Source organism: Streptomyces sp. NPDC046203 (genome assembly GCF_040646255.1).
In the GTDB taxonomy this organism is placed as follows: domain Bacteria; phylum Actinomycetota; class Actinomycetes; order Streptomycetales; family Streptomycetaceae; genus Streptomyces.
In genome coordinates this window covers 127,180-143,598 of record NZ_JBEYZX010000009.1, presented here as the reverse complement: position 1 = coordinate 143,598, position 16,419 = coordinate 127,180, and the positions used below count along the sequence as shown (strand labels likewise).

General features: G+C 72.3%; 12 protein-coding genes and 1 pseudogene. 8 read left to right on the top strand and 5 right to left on the bottom strand.

Annotated features, from left to right (window positions below):
* Window positions 1–15 precede the first annotated feature (15 nt).
* The 3 genes and pseudogenes from ABZ990_RS10660 to ybaK all read left to right on the top strand — a co-directional run.
* Window positions 16–1,032 (top strand): annotated as a pseudogene (locus tag ABZ990_RS10660) (hypothetical protein); the annotation flags it as partial.
* A 320-nt stretch (window positions 1,033–1,352) separates the two neighbouring features.
* The gene (locus tag ABZ990_RS10655; protein ID WP_361228462.1) at window positions 1,353–2,090 is read left to right on the top strand and encodes an LON peptidase substrate-binding domain-containing protein; all 738 of its coding nucleotides are present in this window, start codon (window positions 1,353–1,355) and stop codon (window positions 2,088–2,090) included.
* A gap of 31 nt (window positions 2,091–2,121) precedes the next feature.
* Window positions 2,122–2,619 (top strand): Cys-tRNA(Pro) deacylase, encoded by a 498-nt coding sequence (gene ybaK / locus ABZ990_RS10650; RefSeq protein ID WP_361228459.1) that lies wholly within the window; start codon window positions 2,122–2,124, stop codon window positions 2,617–2,619.
* Between the two features lie 120 nt (window positions 2,620–2,739).
* On the opposite strand, the gene ABZ990_RS10645 is transcribed toward ybaK, so the two are convergent.
* The 4 genes from ABZ990_RS10645 to ABZ990_RS10630 all read right to left on the bottom strand — a co-directional run bounded on the left by ABZ990_RS10645 (window position 2,740) and on the right by ABZ990_RS10630 (window position 7,044).
* Window positions 2,740–3,375: a DUF2567 domain-containing protein gene (locus tag ABZ990_RS10645; protein ID WP_361228456.1), complete on the bottom strand. Its 636-nt coding sequence runs from the start codon at window positions 3,373–3,375 to the stop codon at window positions 2,740–2,742.
* A 45-nt stretch (window positions 3,376–3,420) separates the two neighbouring features.
* Window positions 3,421–4,257, bottom strand: a complete 837-nt coding sequence (locus ABZ990_RS10640) for an ABC transporter permease (RefSeq protein ID WP_361228679.1) — start codon at window positions 4,255–4,257, stop codon at window positions 3,421–3,423.
* Between the two features lie 205 nt (window positions 4,258–4,462).
* Entirely contained in the window at window positions 4,463–5,434 is a 972-nt protein-coding gene (locus tag ABZ990_RS10635) for an ABC transporter ATP-binding protein (RefSeq protein ID WP_361228676.1), read from the bottom strand.
* A gap of 20 nt (window positions 5,435–5,454) precedes the next feature.
* A complete protein-coding gene (locus tag ABZ990_RS10630; protein WP_361228453.1) occupies window positions 5,455–7,044 on the bottom strand; it encodes an NYN domain-containing protein in 1,590 nt (529 codons plus the stop codon).
* Window positions 7,045–7,280: 236 nt separating this feature from the next.
* On the opposite strand from ABZ990_RS10630, the gene ABZ990_RS10625 reads away from it, so the two are divergent.
* Window positions 7,281–7,463 (top strand): hypothetical protein, encoded by a 183-nt coding sequence (locus ABZ990_RS10625; RefSeq protein ID WP_361228450.1) that lies wholly within the window; start codon window positions 7,281–7,283, stop codon window positions 7,461–7,463.
* Between the two features lie 94 nt (window positions 7,464–7,557).
* Here ABZ990_RS10625 and dnaE read toward each other — a convergent pair whose 3' ends face one another.
* Window positions 7,558–11,097, bottom strand: coding sequence for a DNA polymerase III subunit alpha (dnaE, locus tag ABZ990_RS10620; RefSeq protein ID WP_361228448.1), 3,540 nt, complete (start codon window positions 11,095–11,097; stop codon window positions 7,558–7,560).
* Between the two features lie 388 nt (window positions 11,098–11,485).
* Here dnaE and ABZ990_RS10615 point away from each other — a divergent pair, with 388 nt between their 5' ends.
* The 4 genes from ABZ990_RS10615 to ABZ990_RS10600 all read left to right on the top strand — a co-directional run bounded on the left by ABZ990_RS10615 (window position 11,486) and on the right by ABZ990_RS10600 (window position 16,340).
* Window positions 11,486–12,220, top strand: coding sequence for a hypothetical protein (locus tag ABZ990_RS10615; RefSeq protein ID WP_361228445.1), 735 nt, complete (start codon window positions 11,486–11,488; stop codon window positions 12,218–12,220).
* Between the two features lie 80 nt (window positions 12,221–12,300).
* Window positions 12,301–13,116 (top strand): DsbA family protein, encoded by an 816-nt coding sequence (locus ABZ990_RS10610; protein WP_361228443.1) that lies wholly within the window; start codon window positions 12,301–12,303, stop codon window positions 13,114–13,116.
* A gap of 298 nt (window positions 13,117–13,414) precedes the next feature.
* Entirely contained in the window at window positions 13,415–15,061 is a 1,647-nt protein-coding gene (locus ABZ990_RS10605) for an alkaline phosphatase D family protein (RefSeq protein WP_361228440.1), read from the top strand.
* Between the two features lie 346 nt (window positions 15,062–15,407).
* Window positions 15,408–16,340 (top strand): zinc metalloprotease, encoded by a 933-nt coding sequence (locus tag ABZ990_RS10600; protein WP_361228437.1) that lies wholly within the window; start codon window positions 15,408–15,410, stop codon window positions 16,338–16,340.
* Window positions 16,341–16,419 lie beyond the last annotated feature (79 nt).

Sequence of the window (16,419 nt, the reverse complement as noted above, 5' to 3'; positions counted from 1 at the left end):
CACCTGCGGTTTTCAATGATGCGCACGATGTCACTGCTCCGCGCCCTGATCGGCACCGCACGCCTGGTCCGGCACGCGCCCCGGCTCGCCGCCGGATGCCCGCCGGACGACGACGTGCTGCTCGACGTACCGGACACCCGGCTGGCTCCGGCCCTGGTCGCGGCCGCCCTCGGCGACCCGGGGCCGGCCGCCGGGCTGCTCGCCGCCACCCGGGACGCCGCCGCGTGGGAGGACCGGGACCGCCATGTGACCCGGCTCGCCGCCTTCGCGTACCACCGGGACGGCTGGCTGCACCGCCTGCTCGCGGACACCCCCGACGATCCCGACGCCCTGCTCGTCCACGCGCAGCTCGCGGTCCGGCGCGCCTGGGACTCCCCCGCGCGGGCCGAACGGCTGCGCGAGACGGGTCCGCTGATCCAGGCGGCGGCCGAGGCATGCCCGCGCGACCCGGTGCCCTGGCGGCTCGCCCTGGACCACGCCCACGGCACCCGCGCCGGGCACTCGGCGTTCGAGGCGCTGTGGGAACAGGCCGTCCGCCGGGCCCCGCACCACTACGGCAGCCATGTGGCGGCCCTGAAGTACCTGTCGGCCCAGGACGGCGCGCGGGGCGGCGGCCGCCCCCACCGCCCGCACCGCGAGTGCTTCGACTTCGCCGAGCAGGCCGCCGAGGACGCGCTGCCCGGGTCCCTGGCGCAGGCGCTGCCGGTACGGGCCGCCTTCGCGCAGCTGATCGCCGGGGCCGGGCAGGAGCACGGGGTGCCCGGCGAGCGGATCGACGCGGCGGCCGATCGGGCGCTCGCGCTGTCGGCGGAGTACCCGGCGGGTGATCTGTGGCCCGCCGAGGTGCGCAATCTGCTGGTGTACGTCCTGGTGGCGCGGGGCCGCCCGCACGACGCGCTGGCCGAGTTCCGGCGGATCGGCCCGCACGCGACCTCGTTCCCGTGGCGGCTGGTCGCCGACGACCCGCTGCGCGGCTTCCTGGACGCCCGGACCGCCGCCGTACGCGAGGTGGCGCGCCGTACCCCGCTGCGTGCCGGGGGCGAGGTCGGGGGCGGGGTCGGGGGCGAGGTCGGGGGCGGGGTCGGGGGCGGGGTCGGGGGCGGGGTCGGGGGTGCGTTCGGTGCCGGGGCCGAGGTCGGATCCGGTGCCGGTGCCGAGGTCGAACCCGGGGTCGGATCCGGGCTCGCGCCGGAGGTCGGATCCGTGGTCCTGCCAGGGGCCCGGGCGGGTGATCCGAGCCGCTCGGGGGCGGTCCCGGAAGCGGTCCGGGGCGCGGGCGCGGGGGCCGATCGTACGGGTCCGAACGGGCGGCCCGGCCGGGGCGGGCCCGGCGGCCATTACGCTTGACCGCTGTGACCACCGCTCGTCTGCCACTCTTCCCGCTCAACGCGGTGCTGTTCCCGGGCCTCGTGCTGCCCCTGAACGTCTTCGAGGAGCGTTATCGCGCCCTGATGCGCGAACTGCTCCGGACGGACGAGTCCGAGCCGCGCCGCTTCGCCGTCGTCGCCATCCGCGACGGCCTGGAGACCGCGCAGACGGCACCCGGTCTGCCGGACCAGACGAAACTCCCGGAGAAGGGACCGGCGGCCGGCTTCGGCCCCGACCCGCTCCGGTCCTTCCACGAGGTCGGCTGCGTGGCCGACGCGGTGTCGATCCGGGAGCGCCCGGACGGCGGCTTCGACGTGATGGCCACCGGCACCACCCGGGTGCGGCTGCTCTCCGTCGACGCGACCGGGCCGTTCCTGACCGCCGAGGTCGAGGACGTCCCCGAGGAGCAGGGCGAGGAGGCCGGTCCGCTCGCCGAGGGCGTGCTGCGGGCCTTCCGCGCGTACCAGAAGCGGCTCGCGGGCGCCCGGGAGCGGTCGCTGACCACGAGCGAGCTGCCCGACGACCCGTCGGTGGTCTCCTATCTGGTGGCCGCCGCGACGGTCCTGGACACCCCGGCGAAGCAACGGCTGCTCCAGGCGCCGGACACCGCGTCCCGGCTGCGCGAGGAGCTGGCCCTGCTGCGGGCCGAGACGGCGGTGCTGCGCCATCTGCCGTCGCTCCCGGCGGTGGAGCTGACCCGTACGCCGACCAGCCCCAACTGAGCCCGGCCAGTCCGAGAGAAGAGAACTCCAGGTGGCGAAGAAGCAGAAGAAGAACGGCGGCGGGACCCCGGCGACGGTCGCGCTGACCTCGGCCGGCACGGCGTACACCCTGCACTCCTACGACCACGACCCGGCGGCCCCCTCGTACGGCGGGGAGGCGGCCGAGGCGCTCGGCGTGTCGCCCGCGCGGGTGTTCAAGACGCTGGTCGCGGACGTGGACGGGGAGCTGACGGTCGCGGTCGTCCCGGTGGCCGGCCAGCTCGATCTGAAGGCCCTGGCGGCGGCGGTCGGCGGCAAGCGCGCCGCGATGGCCGACCCGGCGGCGGCCGAGCGGACCACCGGCTACGTACGGGGCGGGATCTCCCCGCTGGGGCAGCGCAAGCGGCTGCGGACCGTGCTCGACGACTCGGCCTCGGACCACGAGACCATCTGCGTCTCGGCGGGCCGGCGCGGCCTGGAGGTCGAACTGACCCCACAGGATCTGGCGGTTCTCACCGGCGCCGTCCTGGCCCCGATCGGCCGCGCCTGACGCCAGTGCCACCGGCCCCCTGACCGCCGCGTCCCCGCCCGGGAACCACTCCGGCCCCTGTCCCCGCGCCGTACGCGCGCGGGGACAGGGGCCGGATCGCTTCTCGCGCCGCGCCGGGCGTCAGTGCGAGGGGGCCTGCGGCACCGGCGGGACCGGCGGCCAGAGCTGCGGCTCGGGCTGCGGGTCGCGGGGCCCGAACAGGGCCGTGCACAGCAGGTGCGTGATCATGGCGCCGATCGGCCAGGCCAGCATCGCGGCCGCGGCCATGTTCAGTTCGAGCGGCGCGTCGAAGGGGACCTTGGGGCCGACCTCCTTGGCCCGGGCGACCACATCGCCGCCCGGTCCCAGCCAGATGCCCACGCCCCAGGCGAGCAGCGAACCGAGCACCCCGCCCAGCGCCAGGCCGAACACCAGCGGGACCCCGCCGCGCCGGTGGACCAGGAAGGCCAGGATCCCGGCCACGGCCCCGAAGCCGAGGGCGAGCAGGATGAACGTGCCGTCCCCGCCGACGGCCGCCTCCGCCTCGCTGTTGCGCAGATAGACCGCCTTGCCGTCGGAGATCAGCCCGACCCTCGGCGCCAGCCACAGCCACATCAGCCCGAGCAGTACCCCGGCCACACCCGAGACGAGGGCGACCACGGCGGCCTGCCGGATCTCGGCCGGCGTGACGGGACCGCCATCGGGCGGCTCCGGCGGGTTCCCGAAACCGAAGGGGTCGGGCGGCGGCTCGTGCGGGGGCGTCAGGGGTGCGGTCACCACGCCATCGTGCCAGGTGTGTCTGTGTGCCGCCGCGCCGGGACGTCAGCGCACCGCGGCCCGCCGGTAGGCCCAGGTCGCCACCGCGAGCGACACCACGCCCACCGCCCCGCACACCGCGAGGTCGAGGCCGACGGCCACCCAGTCCGGGTGCGGGTCGAAGGTGCGGGCCAGGGCCTCCACGCCGTACGTGGAGGGCAGCAGGTCCCGGGCCCAGACGATCGGGCCGGGCATCCGGTCGGCCGGCAGGACCCCGAGGAGCAGCGCCGCCGACATGCCGAGCTGGCCGAGCAGGGTGGCCAGCTCCGGCCGGGGGGCGAGCAGGCCGAGGGCCGCGCCGAGTCCGGCGAGCGCCGCCCCGGACAGCGGGACGACGGCCGCCAGGATCCACAGATGGCCGAGCGGCAGCCCGAACAGGACGGACCCGGCGACGGCCGTGAGCACCGTGCCGGGCACGGTGAAGGAGGCGTACGCGCCGGCCGCGCCGAGGACCACGGCGGCGGGCGGCACCGGGAGGGTCGCGTAGTGGTCGAGCCCGCCGCCGGCCCGGAGCTGGCCGAAGTACTGGGCGAGCAGGTTGAGGGCGACGAACGCGACGACGAGGACGGCGGAGCCGGCCACCACGGCCCGGGCCTCCGAGCCGCCGTCCACGACCCCGCGCATCAGGATCATGATGCCGACGGACTGGAAGGTGGCCACGAAGAGCAGCGGGATCCGGGAGACCCGGGCGCGCGAGAGCTGGGCTCGGTAGACGGCGGCCAGGGCGGGCAGCAGCCGGGCGCGGGGGGCGAGCGGCGCGGCGCCGGGTTCCTCGCCCCGGGCCGGGCGGGCCACGGCGGCGGCGCCGGCGGCCGGCGGGGCCTCGGCGGGCAGGGTGCTCAACTCGTCCAGCTCCTGACAGTCCATGCGTACGTCGTTCCACCCGTCGCGGGACGGGGCGCGGCACCGGTCGCGGTGTGGGGTGCGGCGCAGGCTACCCCGTACGACGGCCCGTACGTCACCTCGACCGGCCTCTCGGCCGACGCGGTCCCCCCGTGCGCTCCCCTGTCCGCCGTGCCTGTCCTGCCCATCGTGCCCGTCGTGCCCGTCATGCCTTGACCAGTCCCCGGGCCTGCCCGCCGAGCGCCAGGTACACGTCCTCCAGGCTCGGCGTCGCCAGGGTGAAGTCGTCGAGGGAGGCGAACGCCGCCCCGCCGGTCACCGCGGCGACCGCCGCCCGGGCCTCGTCCGGGGCGAGCCGCAGCACCCAGCGGCGGCCCGACTCCTGGGCGAGTTCGCGCAGCGCGGCCACCTCGGGGACGTCGAGCGGGGCGCGCTCGCGCCACACCAGCTCGACCCGGACCTCCCCCGCGACGCGCTCCTTGAGCCCGCTCGGGGTGTCGCAGGCGATGACCCGGCCTCGGTCGATGACGGCGACCCGGTCGAGGACGGTCTCGGCCTCGATGACGTTGTGGGTGACGAGCAGGACGGTGCTGCCGCGCTCGGCGCGGCGGCGGTCGACGGCGGCCCACACGGCGCGGCGGGCGACGGGGTCCATGCCGGTGGTGGGCTCGTCGAGGACGAGGACGGGCCGCTCGCCGACGAGGGCGGCGGCGAAGCAGGCGAGCCGGCGCTGGCCGCCGGACAGCTTCTTCAGCGGCCGGCCGGCGATCGGGGCGAGGCCCAGTTCGTCGAGGACGGCGTCGCGCTCGGCGCGGGCCTCGTGGACCCCGAGCCCGCGCAGCCGGCCGGTGGTCTCGGCGGCGAGGGCGACGGTCAGCTCGTCGAGGGCGGTGGACTCCTGGCCGAGGTACGCGAGCAGCCGGGCCGCGCGCTCGGGGTGGCGCACCAGGTCGTGGCCGAGGAGGCGTACGGAGCCGGAGTCGGGGCGCATCAGACCGGTGAGCTGGCGGACCAGGGTGGACTTGCCGGCCCCGTTGGGACCGAGCAGTCCGAAGATCTCACCGCCGCGCACATCGAGGCTGATCCCGTCGGTGGCCCGCACCTCCGGGGTCGCCGGAACGCCGCGCCTGCCGCGTGTGGCGGGGTACGTCTTGACCAGATCCCGCACCTCGCACACCGTACTCACGAGAGATGAGCCTACGTGGTCGCGTCCGCCTCCTCGGGCGCGGGGGCGGGTCGGGCGGCGGCGTGCAGATCGATCTCGCGCCAGAATCCGGCCCGGATCGCGTACCGGTCGTGCTCGTCGATCTGATCGTCCTTGTGGGCGAGAAGTCCGAAACGCGCGGCATAGCGGAGAAGTTCGCCGTCGATGCGGTGCGGGATGCGCGGGTACATGGCGGCGAGCCGGGGTACGTGGCCGGGCTCGGGCAGCCGGTCCAGCCAGCGGCGGGCGAAGACCTGGCCCACCTCGTAGGGGTCGCCGCCGACGGTGGTGATGTCCTCCTCGCGGTCGGCCCAGCGCTGCTCGGCGCTGGTGAGCTGGGCGAGGGTGGGCAGCAGGGCCGTCTCGGCGGGTTCGCCGAGCGACGGCGGGCGGTCGATCCAGCCCCGGTCGGAGGACCAGCGCAGGGTGGCGCTCGCCGGCTGCGGGGCGGACGCGAGGGCGGTGCCGGGGCCGCGCAGCCCGGCGAGGTCCTTGGGGGTGGGCACGGTCGTCCGGCCGCCCGGGGGCGCGGGGACGGCGGAGCCGTTCAGCGAGGCGCCGGTGTCCCGGCCCCCGTCCCGGTCCCGGCCTTCCTCCTCGTCCGCGTCACGGCTGTGGACGACGACTCCGGCGTACTCCGGTTCCGGCTCCGAATCCGACTCGCGGACCGGTTCCCGGCCCAGATCCCGGCCCGGATCCCCCCCGTCAAGGTCCCGGCCCTGGCCGCGGTCATGACCGTAGTCGTGCCCCTGGCCGTGTCCATGTTCCTGTCCACGGTCCCGGTCCAGATCCCGTCCGGAACTCCGGTCGAGACCCGCTCCCGGGCTTCCCGCCCCGCCCGCTCCCGGCCCGGTGGCCCCGTCCGCCGGCACGGCGACCCGATCGGTGACCCGGTCGGCGGCCCGATCCGCGGCCCGGTCCGCGGCCCGCTCGGCGGCGGAGAGTCCGGACTCGGGCAGCGGCGCGGAGAGGATCGCGGCGATCTCGGGACGCGGCACGGGCGGCTGGGCGCACGAGCCGCCCAGTTCCTTGGCGCGGATGGCCCGGGTGATCCAGGCCCGGTCGAGCACCCGGCGCTCGTCGGCCTCGGCGACCAGGTCCTCGGACTGGTTGTAGTCGCCGTCGGCGGCCTGGACGGCCCAGAGGTGGACGGCGACGCCGTGTTCCTTGGCGGACATCAGACCGGGCAGCAGATCGCCGTCGCCGGTGACGAGGACGATGTCGGAGCAGGCGCGGTTACGGGACAGTTCGGTGAGCTCGGTGTGCATCGCGGCGTCGACGCCCTTCTGCGCCCAGCGGCCGTCGCTTCGGGTCAGCGCGCCCAGCCGGACGGTGACCCGGGGCAGGACGCGCAGTCTGCGGTGCTCGGGCTGGGGTGCGCGGCCGGGCGCGCCGTCGAACCAGTAGATCCGCAGCAGGGGCAACCGGGTGTCGGCTTCGGCGCATTCGCGCAGCTGCCGGATGAGCGCCGTGTGGTCCACGGCGATCCGCGCGCGGGCCGGCTCTCCGGCGAGGAGACTGGCGGCTGCGCCCAGCAGGTAGCCGGCGTCCACCAGGACGACGCATCGGTCCACGTGTTCCACCCTCTTTCGCCCACACTCTTCGGGGATCTCGGGATCGGAAGTGCTCCAGGATTCTTCGAGTCTGCCCGACCGGGGTGTGGTTGAGGTCCGGAACTGGATCATCGGCGTGGCGAATCTCACTTCAGGGCGGCGCCTACCGTCCGTAATGATCCAAAATGCGACCCTTTGCCCCGTGTGTGAGTCTGACAGCGGCCCGGCCCCCAGAGCTCAGACCCCCCACGAGGAGGCACCACCCCATGGCCAAGAACCGCAAGCAGGACCGCAGTCAGCAACAGCAGCAGCGCGCCACCCCGGCCGAACGCGGCACCCAGCAGGCGCAGCGGTCCTCACTCGAGGCCCAGTCGGAACAGCGCACGAGCCAGGTCACCCCGGGCGACATCGCCCGCAAGGGCCGCCAGAAGCGCTTCGGTCACAACTGACCGGCCCGGCACACAGCACCGAGGGGCGCGCCCGTGACGACGGGCGCGCCCCTCGCGCGTAGGCCCCGCGTAGGGCCGGTGGATCAGGCGGTGGCTATCCCGCCAGGCAGGACGGGCCGAGCAGCACCTTCAGGTCGCCGAAGAGCGCCGGGTCGGCCGTGACCCGGTGCCGGTCGAGCCGCAGCACGGTGGTGTTGCGCGGGCCCTGGAGCTTGATGCGGACCTCGGTGTTGCCCTTGTGGCTCTGGAGGATCTCGCCGAGCCGGCTGATCATCGGCGGGGTCACCCGGACCGTGGGGATGGTGAGGATCACCGGCGCGTTGGTGCCCGCGTTGGACAGGTCGGGGACCATCAGCTCCATGGCGACAAGGCGCGGGATGTCCTCGCGCTTGTCGAGCCGGCCCTTGACGAAGACGACGGCGTCCTCGATCAGCTGGGTGGAGACCAGCTGGTAGGTGGCCGGGAAGAACATGCACTCGATGGAACCGGCCAGGTCCTCGACCGTGGCGATGGCCCAGGCGTTGCCCTGCTTGGTCATCTTCCGCTGGAGGCCGGAGATGATGCCGCCGATGGTGACGACCGCGCCGTCCGCGTGCTCGCCGCCGGTGAGCTGGGAGATGCCCGCGTCGGACTTGTCGGACAGGACGTGTTCGAGACCGAAGAGCGGGTGGTCGGAGACGTACAGACCGAGCATCTCGCGCTCCTGCGCGAGCAGATATGCCTTCTCCCACTCGACGTCGGAGAACTCGACGTCGAGACCGAAGCCCGGCTCGTCGCTGTCCTCCTCGCCCATCCCGCCGAAGAGGTCGAACTGGCCCTCGGCCTCCTTGCGCTTGACCGCGACCACGGTGTCGATCATCGGCTCGTGCTGGGCGACCAGGCCCTTGCGGGTGTGGCCCATGGTGTCGAAGGCGCCGGCCTTGATCAGCGACTCGATGGTGCGCTTGTTGCAGACGACCGCCTCGACCTTGTCGAGGAAGTCGGGGAAGGAGCTGTACTTCCCCTTGCTCTTGCGCGTACGGATGATCGACTCGACGACGTTGGAGCCGACGTTACGGACGGCGGTGAGGCCGAACAGGATGACGTCGTCACCCTGGGCGGCGAAGTTCGACTCCGACTCGTTGACGTTCGGCGGGAGCACCTTGATGCCCATGCGGCGGCACTCGTTCAGATAGACGGCCGACTTGTCCTTGTCGTCCTTGACCGAGGTCAGCAGACCCGCCATGTACTCGGCCGGGTAGTTGGCCTTGAGGTACGCGGTCCAGTACGAGACCAGTCCGTACGCGGCGGAGTGCGCCTTGTTGAAGGCGTAGCCGGCGAACGGGACCAGGACGTCCCACAGCGCCTGGATGGCCTCGTCGCTGTAGCCGTTCTTCTGGGCGCCGGCCTGGAAGATGGTGAAGTTCTTCGCCAGCTCGTCGGGCTTCTTCTTGCCCATGACGCGGCGGAGGATGTCGGCCTCGCCGAGCGAGTAGCCGGCGATGATCTGCGCGGCCTTCTGCACCTGCTCCTGGTACACGATCAGGCCGAAGGTGACCGCCAGGACCTCCTGGAGCGGCTCTTCCAGCTCCTTGTGGATCGGCGTGATCTCTTGCTGGGCGTTCTTGCGGAGCGCGTAGTTCGTGTGCGAGTTCATGCCCATCGGGCCCGGGCGGTAGAGCGCGGACACGGCGGAGATGTCTTCGAAGTTGTCGGGCTTCATCAGCCGCAGCAGGGACCGCATGGGGCCGCCGTCGAACTGGAAGACTCCGAGGGTGTCGCCGCGCTGGAGCAGTTCGAAGGTCTTCGGGTCGTCCAGCGGCAGGGCGAGCAGGTCCAGGTCGATGCCCTTGTTCGCCTTCACCATTTTGACGGCGTCGTCCATGATGGTGAGGTTGCGCAGGCCCAGGAAGTCCATCTTCAGCAGGCCGAGCGACTCGCACTGCGGGTAGTCCCACTGGGTGATGGTGACGCCGTCGGTGTGCCGCACCCAGATCGGGGCGTGGTCGACGATCGGCTCGCTGGACATGATCACGCCGGCGGCGTGCACACCCATCTGGCGGACCAGGCCCTCGACGCCCTTGGCGGTGTCGATGACCTTCTTGACGTCCGGCTCGTTCTCGTACATCGCCCGGATCTCGCCCGCCTCGCCGTAGCGCGGGTGGGTGGGGTTGGTGATGCCGTCGAGGTCGATGCCCTTGCCGAGGACGTCGGCGGGCATGGCCTTGGTGAGCCGGTCGCCCATCGCGTACGGGTAGCCGAGGACGCGGGCGGAGTCCTTGATCGCGTTCTTGGCCTTGATCTTGCCGTACGTGCCGATCATGGCGACCTTGTCGGCGCCGTACTTCTCGGTCACGTACCGGATCACCTCGACGCGCCTGCGCTCGTCGAAGTCGATGTCGACATCGGGCATCGAGATGCGCTCGGGGTTGAGGAAGCGCTCGAAGATCAGACCGTGCGGGATCGGGTCGAGGTCGGTGATGCCCATGGCGTACGCGACGATCGAGCCGGCCGCGGAGCCTCGGCCCGGGCCCACCGCGATGCCCTGCTTCTTCGCCCACATGATGAAGTCGGCGACGACGAGGAAGTAGCCCGGGAAGCCCATCGAGATGATGGTGTCCATCTCGTACTCGACCTGCTTCATGCGGTCGTCCGGGATGCCTCCGGGGAAGCGGCGGGCCATGCCGCGCATGGTCTCCTCGCGGAACCAGGTGACCTCGGTGTAGCCCTCGGGGATGTCGAACTTCGGCATGAGGTCGCGCTTCTCGAACATGCCGGTGGTGTCGACCTGCTCGGCGACCAGGAGGGTGTTGCGGCAGCCCTCCTGCCAGGCGTCCGAGGAGTCGACGGCGTACATCTCGTCCGTCGTCTTCAGGTAGTAGCCGGTGCCGTCGAAGCGGAAGCGGTCCGGGTCGGAGAGGTTCTTGCCGGTCTGGATGCACAGCAGGGCGTCGTGGGCGGTGGCCTCGTGCGCGTAGGTGTAGTGCGAGTCGTTGGTGACCAGCGGCGGGATGCCGAGCTTCTTGCCGATCTCCAGCAGACCGTCGCGGACCCGGCGCTCGATCTCGATGCCGTGGTCCATCAGTTCCAGGAAGTAGCGGTCCTTGCCGAAGATGTCCTGGTACTCGGAGGCGGCCTTCAGGGCCTCGTCGAACTGGCCGAGGCGCAGCCGGGTCTGGAGTTCGCCGGAGGGGCAGCCGGTGGAGGCGATCAGGCCCTCCGACCACTGGGCGATGGTCTCCTTGTCCATCCGGGGCCACTTCTGGAGCCAGCCCTCGGCGTACGCGTCGGAGGACAGCTTGAAGAGGTTGTGCAGACCCGTCGCGTTCGCGGCCCAGATGGTCTTGTGGGTGTAACCACCGGAACCGGAGACGTCGTCCCGCTTCTGGTGCGGCTGGCCCCACTGGATCTTCCGCTTGTTGCGGCGGGACTCCGGGGCGACATATGCCTCGATGCCGATGATCGGGGTCACCCCGGCCTTCTTGGCCGAGTGGAAGAAGTCGTAGGCGCCGTGCAGGTTGCCGTGGTCGGACATCGCGATATGGGTCATGCCCATCTCGTTGCACGCGTTGAACATGTCCTTCAGCCGCGCGGCACCGTCCAGCAGGGAGTACTGGGTGTGGACGTGGAGGTGCGTGAAGGGCGGCTTGGACACGGGGTTGCCTCCGGCTGCTTTTCTGGGGGATAGGCATGGAAGTCTACGTCTCCGAGAGACGTGACGACGGCCGCCGGGCGGGTGCCGTCGCATGGTGTAGGCGTCGCACGACTGTCCGCTTTGTCATATGCCCTGCGGGCGGTGTGCCGCGTCGGATCCGCCCCCTTGGTCCGCCCCCGGAATCCACACCCGGGCCGCCCCTGACTCCTCCCTGGTCCTCACCCTGGTTCGTCCCCGGGACCCGGCCCCCGGACCCGCTCCCCCGGCCCGGCGGGAGCCGTACAAGGGTCACAGGGCCCGGGCCGAAGGTCCTCCGTGTCCGGGCGGGCACGGCTCACAGCCCTCTTTTAGAGACCTCTTATGGCGTGTCGTGGCACACTTCCCGGCGATGGACATGGCAGGCATCCCGCTGAGAGCTCTCCGGGCGGCGTTCTTCACGGCAGTGGCCGTGGCGCTGTCCGTGGCCTCGCATGTCCTGCTGTCGGGGGTGCCCCTGCCGCTCGGGACGGTCGTCCCGGTCGCGGTGGCCGTCTTCGCCGCCGCGTTCGCGCTGGCCGGCCGCGAGCGCGGCTTCGGGCCGATCGCGGGGCTGCTCGTCCCGCTGGAGCTGGCCGCGGACACCCTGTTCACCAGCGGGCAGGTGGCCTGTTACGGCCCCGCGGGCGGGCCGGTCTCCGGATCGCTGCGGTCGGTCGGTTTCGCCATGGACACGCTGTGCGGCGGAGCCGTCGGTACGCCGCTGCCCGGGGTGACCGCCTCCGGGACCGGCGCCGCGGCGGCCCTGCTGTCCTCGCCCGACCCCTCGGTGCCCTGGCTGCTGCTCGCCGCCCATGTGGCGGTCGGGCTGACGGCGGCCGGCTGGCTGCGCGGCGGCGAGCGGGCGCTCGGCCGGCTGCTGCGCGCGGCCGTGGCCCTGGCGTTCCGGCCGCTGCTGCTGGTCACCGCTCTGCACCGCGCCGCCGGGTCGGCCCCTCGGCGCGCCGGGCGCCCCGCGGACCGGCCGCGCCGGTCGCGGATCCTGCCGCTCGTGCACTGCGTGGCGCGGCGCGGGCCGCCGAGCGCGGCGAGCCCGAGGCGTACGGCTCCGGCCGGCGCGCCCGTGCTCGCCCTCGTCTTCGCTTAGAGGCCGTCCGACGGATCAGGGTCGGACCGGGCCTCGGAACAGGCAACCGCCCCTTTTCCCGTGTCACGGAGTGATTCCTCATGAGCAACCGCAACAACCAGGCCAACAAGGCAGCCGCCCGCGAGCGGCTGCGCGCCGAGCGCGAGAAGCAGGCCAAGAAGGACAAGGCCCGCCGTCAGGTGATCGTCGCCGCGTCGGCCGTCGCCGTGCTCGCCGTCGCGGGCGGCATAGGTTACGCCGTCGTCCAGGCCAACAAGCCGTCCGAGTGGGTGGCGGCGGCGGACGCGAAGAACGTGACGGCCCCGAAGCACACCGAGGGCGAGAACGGCACCACGGTCGTCATCGGCAAGCCCGAGGCGAAGAAGACCCTGGAGATCTACGAGGACTCGCGCTGCCCGGTGTGCGCGACCTTCGAGCAGAACGTGGGCGCCAAGGTCGACAAGGACGTCGAGGCCGGCACGTACAAGCTGCGCTACGTCGGCGCCACCTTCATCGACAACTCCGACCAGGGCACGGGGTCGAAGAACGCGCTGTCGGCCCTCGGCGCGGCGCTCGACGTGAGCCCCGAGGCATTCCTCGCGTACAAGAACGCGCTCTACTCGCAGCAGTTCCACCCGGAGGAGACCGACGACAAGTTCTCCAAGGACTCCTACCTCCTGGAGGTGGCGGACACCGTTCCGGCGCTGAAGGGCAACGCGAAGTTCCGCGAGAACGTGGAGGGCGGCACCTTCGACGCATGGGCGATGAAGATGTCGAAGACCTTCGACAAGAGCGGGGTCCGGGGCACGCCGACCCTGAAGATGGACGGCAAGCCGGTGACCGCCGAGGGCAGCGAGAACGCGCCCATGACGGTCGCGCAGTTCGACGCGGCCATCGCCAAGGCGCTGAAGGCCTGACCCTTCCCGCTTCTTCCCCTTTCTTTCCGTCCTCCGGCCCCGGCCCCGCTCTCGCGCGGGGCCGGGGCCGGAGGCGTGCCGGGCGGGGCCTGCGCCGGGGCGGATTCCGGGTGGCGGCAGGACGGGGATTCCGGTTGCCCCGGGGATGTCCGGCGGGTCCTGTACGGGGCCGTCACCCGGGTCCGTTCCGGTCCGCGGCCTCGCCCGGGTTCCGGTCCGGAGAACGCCCGTCGAAGAGTCGGCGAACTTCGTCTCGCCCTCTGCCCCCGGGCCTTACCTGTCGGTAATCTGACGCGCCGTGACCAGTCGTAACCACATATCCGCCCCCACCCGCCGCACCGTGGTGAAGGCCGCCGCCGTGACCGCCGTCGCCACACCGGCGCTGGTCGGGGCCGCCTCGCCCGTACTCGCGGCCTCCGGGGCCCCCGCGTTCCGTCACGGCGTCGCCTCCGGCGACCCGCTGCCCGACGGCATCCTGCTCTGGACGCGCGTCACCCCCACCCCCGACGCCCTGCCCGGCTCCGGTCTCGGCCCCGACCTCCAGGTCGGCTGGGAGCTGGCCGAGGACCAGGCCTTCTCCCGGGTCGTGGCCCGCGGCACCACCGTCGCGACCGCCACTGCCGACCACACCGTGAAGGCCGATGTCCGCGGTCTGCGGGCGGCCACCGTCTACTGGTACCGCTTCACCGCCGGGACGACCGTCTCCCCGGTGGGCCGCACCCGCACCGCGCCCGCCGCCGACGCGGCCGCCGGGATCCGCTTCGGCGTGGTCTCGTGCGCCAACTGGGAGGCCGGTTACTTCTCCCCGTACCGCCACCTCGCGGCCCGGCCCGACCTCGACGCGATCCTGCATCTCGGCGACTACATCTACGAGTACGCGACCGGTTCCTACCCGGCCGCGAAGTACACGGTGCGCCGGCACCAGCCGGAGCACGAGATCATCTCGCTGGCCGACTACCGGATCCGGCACGCCACGTACAAGACGGACGCCGACCTCCAGGCGCTGCACGCGGCGCACCCGATCGTGGCGATCTGGGACGACCACGAGTTCGCCAACGACGCCTGGTCGGGCGGCGCGGAGAACCACACGCCGGGCGTCGAGGGCGACTGGGCGGACCGGGTCGCGGCGGCCAAGCGCGCGTACTTCGAGTGGATGCCGGTCCGTACCTCCACCGAGGGCACGGTCTACCGCCGGCTGCGCTTCGGCAAGCTGGCCGATCTGCATCTGCTGGACCTGCGCTCGTTCCGCTCGCAGCAGGCGAAGATCGCCGACGGCGCGGTGGACGACCCGAACCGCACCATCACCGGGCGGGCGCAGCTGGACTGGCTGAAGTCCGGGCTCGCGTCCTCGACGGCGACCTGGCAGCTGGTGGGCACCTCGGTGATGATCTCGCCGGTGGCCTTCGGCTCGCTGCCGGCCGAACTCCTCGCGCCGATCGCGGAGCTGCTGGGGCTGCCCAAGGGCGGCATCGCCATCAACGTCGACCAGTGGGACGGCTACACCGACGACCGCAAGGAGCTGCTGGCGCACCTGACGGACCGGGGCATCCGCAACACCGTCTTCCTGACCGGCGACATCCACATGGCGTGGGCCAACGACGTGCCGGTGAAGGCGGCGACGTACCCGCTGTCGGCGTCGGCGGCCACGGAGTTCGTGGTGACGTCGGTGACCTCCGACAACCTGGACGACATCCTGCACGTGCCGGCGGGCACCGTCTCGGTCGTCGCGGCGGCCGCCCTCAAGGCCGCCAACCGGCACGTGGAGTGGGTGGACCTGGACCACCACGGTTACGGCGTGCTCGACGTGACGTCCGAGCGCTCGCAGATGGACTACTACACGGTCTCGGACCGGGCCGATCGCAACGCGACGGCGGCCTGGGCGCGTTCGTACCGCACGCTCAGCGGAACGCAGCATGTCGAGCGGGTGTACCAGCCGGTACGTTGACAGATGCTTTTCGGCCATGATCCCTTCTGTTAACGGGAGATCACATGGCTACGGCGGGTGGCGAGTTCGGGGCATCGAATCCGGACACACCACCCGCCTTCGCCGCCTCTTCTGTGACGGTCTTGTTTCAAACTCCGAAGCCCTCACGAGTTTTTCTCACCCATGCCCCGCTTTGCCCGCCAGGTGATTGGGCTTGATCACTCCTGAACCTGACCTGACATGAACGCGTAATCTCCCGGCAGTCGGTGGCGAGGAACTACCTCCCACAACCCCCCAAGGAGTCACCGTGCCCGCTCTTGCCCGTATATCGCCGCGTACGTCCCGTCGCCTGCTCGGCACCGCCGTGATGGCCGGAACCCTGGCCCTGGCCCCGCTGTCGGCCCCGGTCGCCGCCCCGGTCTCCGCCGGCAAGACCCTCGCCTCGGCCGAGAAGTGCGCCGACGGTGGCGCCGCGCTCTCCGGCGCCCGCAAGGCCAAGGGCAGCACCACCAAGGCCGAGCCCAACGAGCTGACCGCCGCCCAGGTCAAGGCCATGGACGCCGACCTGGTGAAGAAGGTCGACGCGGCCCGCGCCGCCGGTCGTTCGACCGCCGCCGCCGGTGCCACCGCGGTCAGCATCCCGGTCTACTTCCACGTCATCCACAGCGGTACGACGGGCAAGCTGAGCGCCACCGCCATCAACAACCAGATGGCCGTGCTGAACGCCGCCTACGCGGGCCAGGGCACCGGCAACACCAACTCGGGCTTCCAGTTCACGCTGGCCGGCACCGACTACACGGACAACGCCACCTGGTACAACGTCAGCGACGGCACCTCCGCCGAGACGAACATGAAGAACGCCCTGCGCAAGGGTGGCGCCAACGCCCTGAACATCTACACCGCCAACCTCAGCGGCGGTCTGCTCGGCTGGGCCACCTTCCCGTCCTCGTACAAGTCGAGCCCGAAGATGGACGGCGTCGTCATCCTCGACGCGTCGCTGCCGGGCGGCTCGGCCACCAACTACAACCAGGGCGACACCGCCACCCACGAGGTCGGCCACTGGATGGGCCTCTACCACACCTTCCAGGGCGGCTGCTCCGGCAGCGGCGACTCCGTCGCCGACACCCCGGCCGAGGCCAGCCCCGCGTACGAGTGCCCGACCGGCCGTGACACCTGCACCTCGGCCGGCGTGGACCCGATCCACAACTTCATGGACTACACGTACGACTCCTGCATGTACCAGTTCACCCCGGGCCAGGTGGCCCGCATGAGCAGCTCCTGGACCGCCTACCGCGGCTGACGCTCCACCGCCTTCACGCGAAGGGCCGGCGGCTCCGGGTGACTCCCCGGGGCCGCCGGCCCTCGCGTGCTTCTCGCGT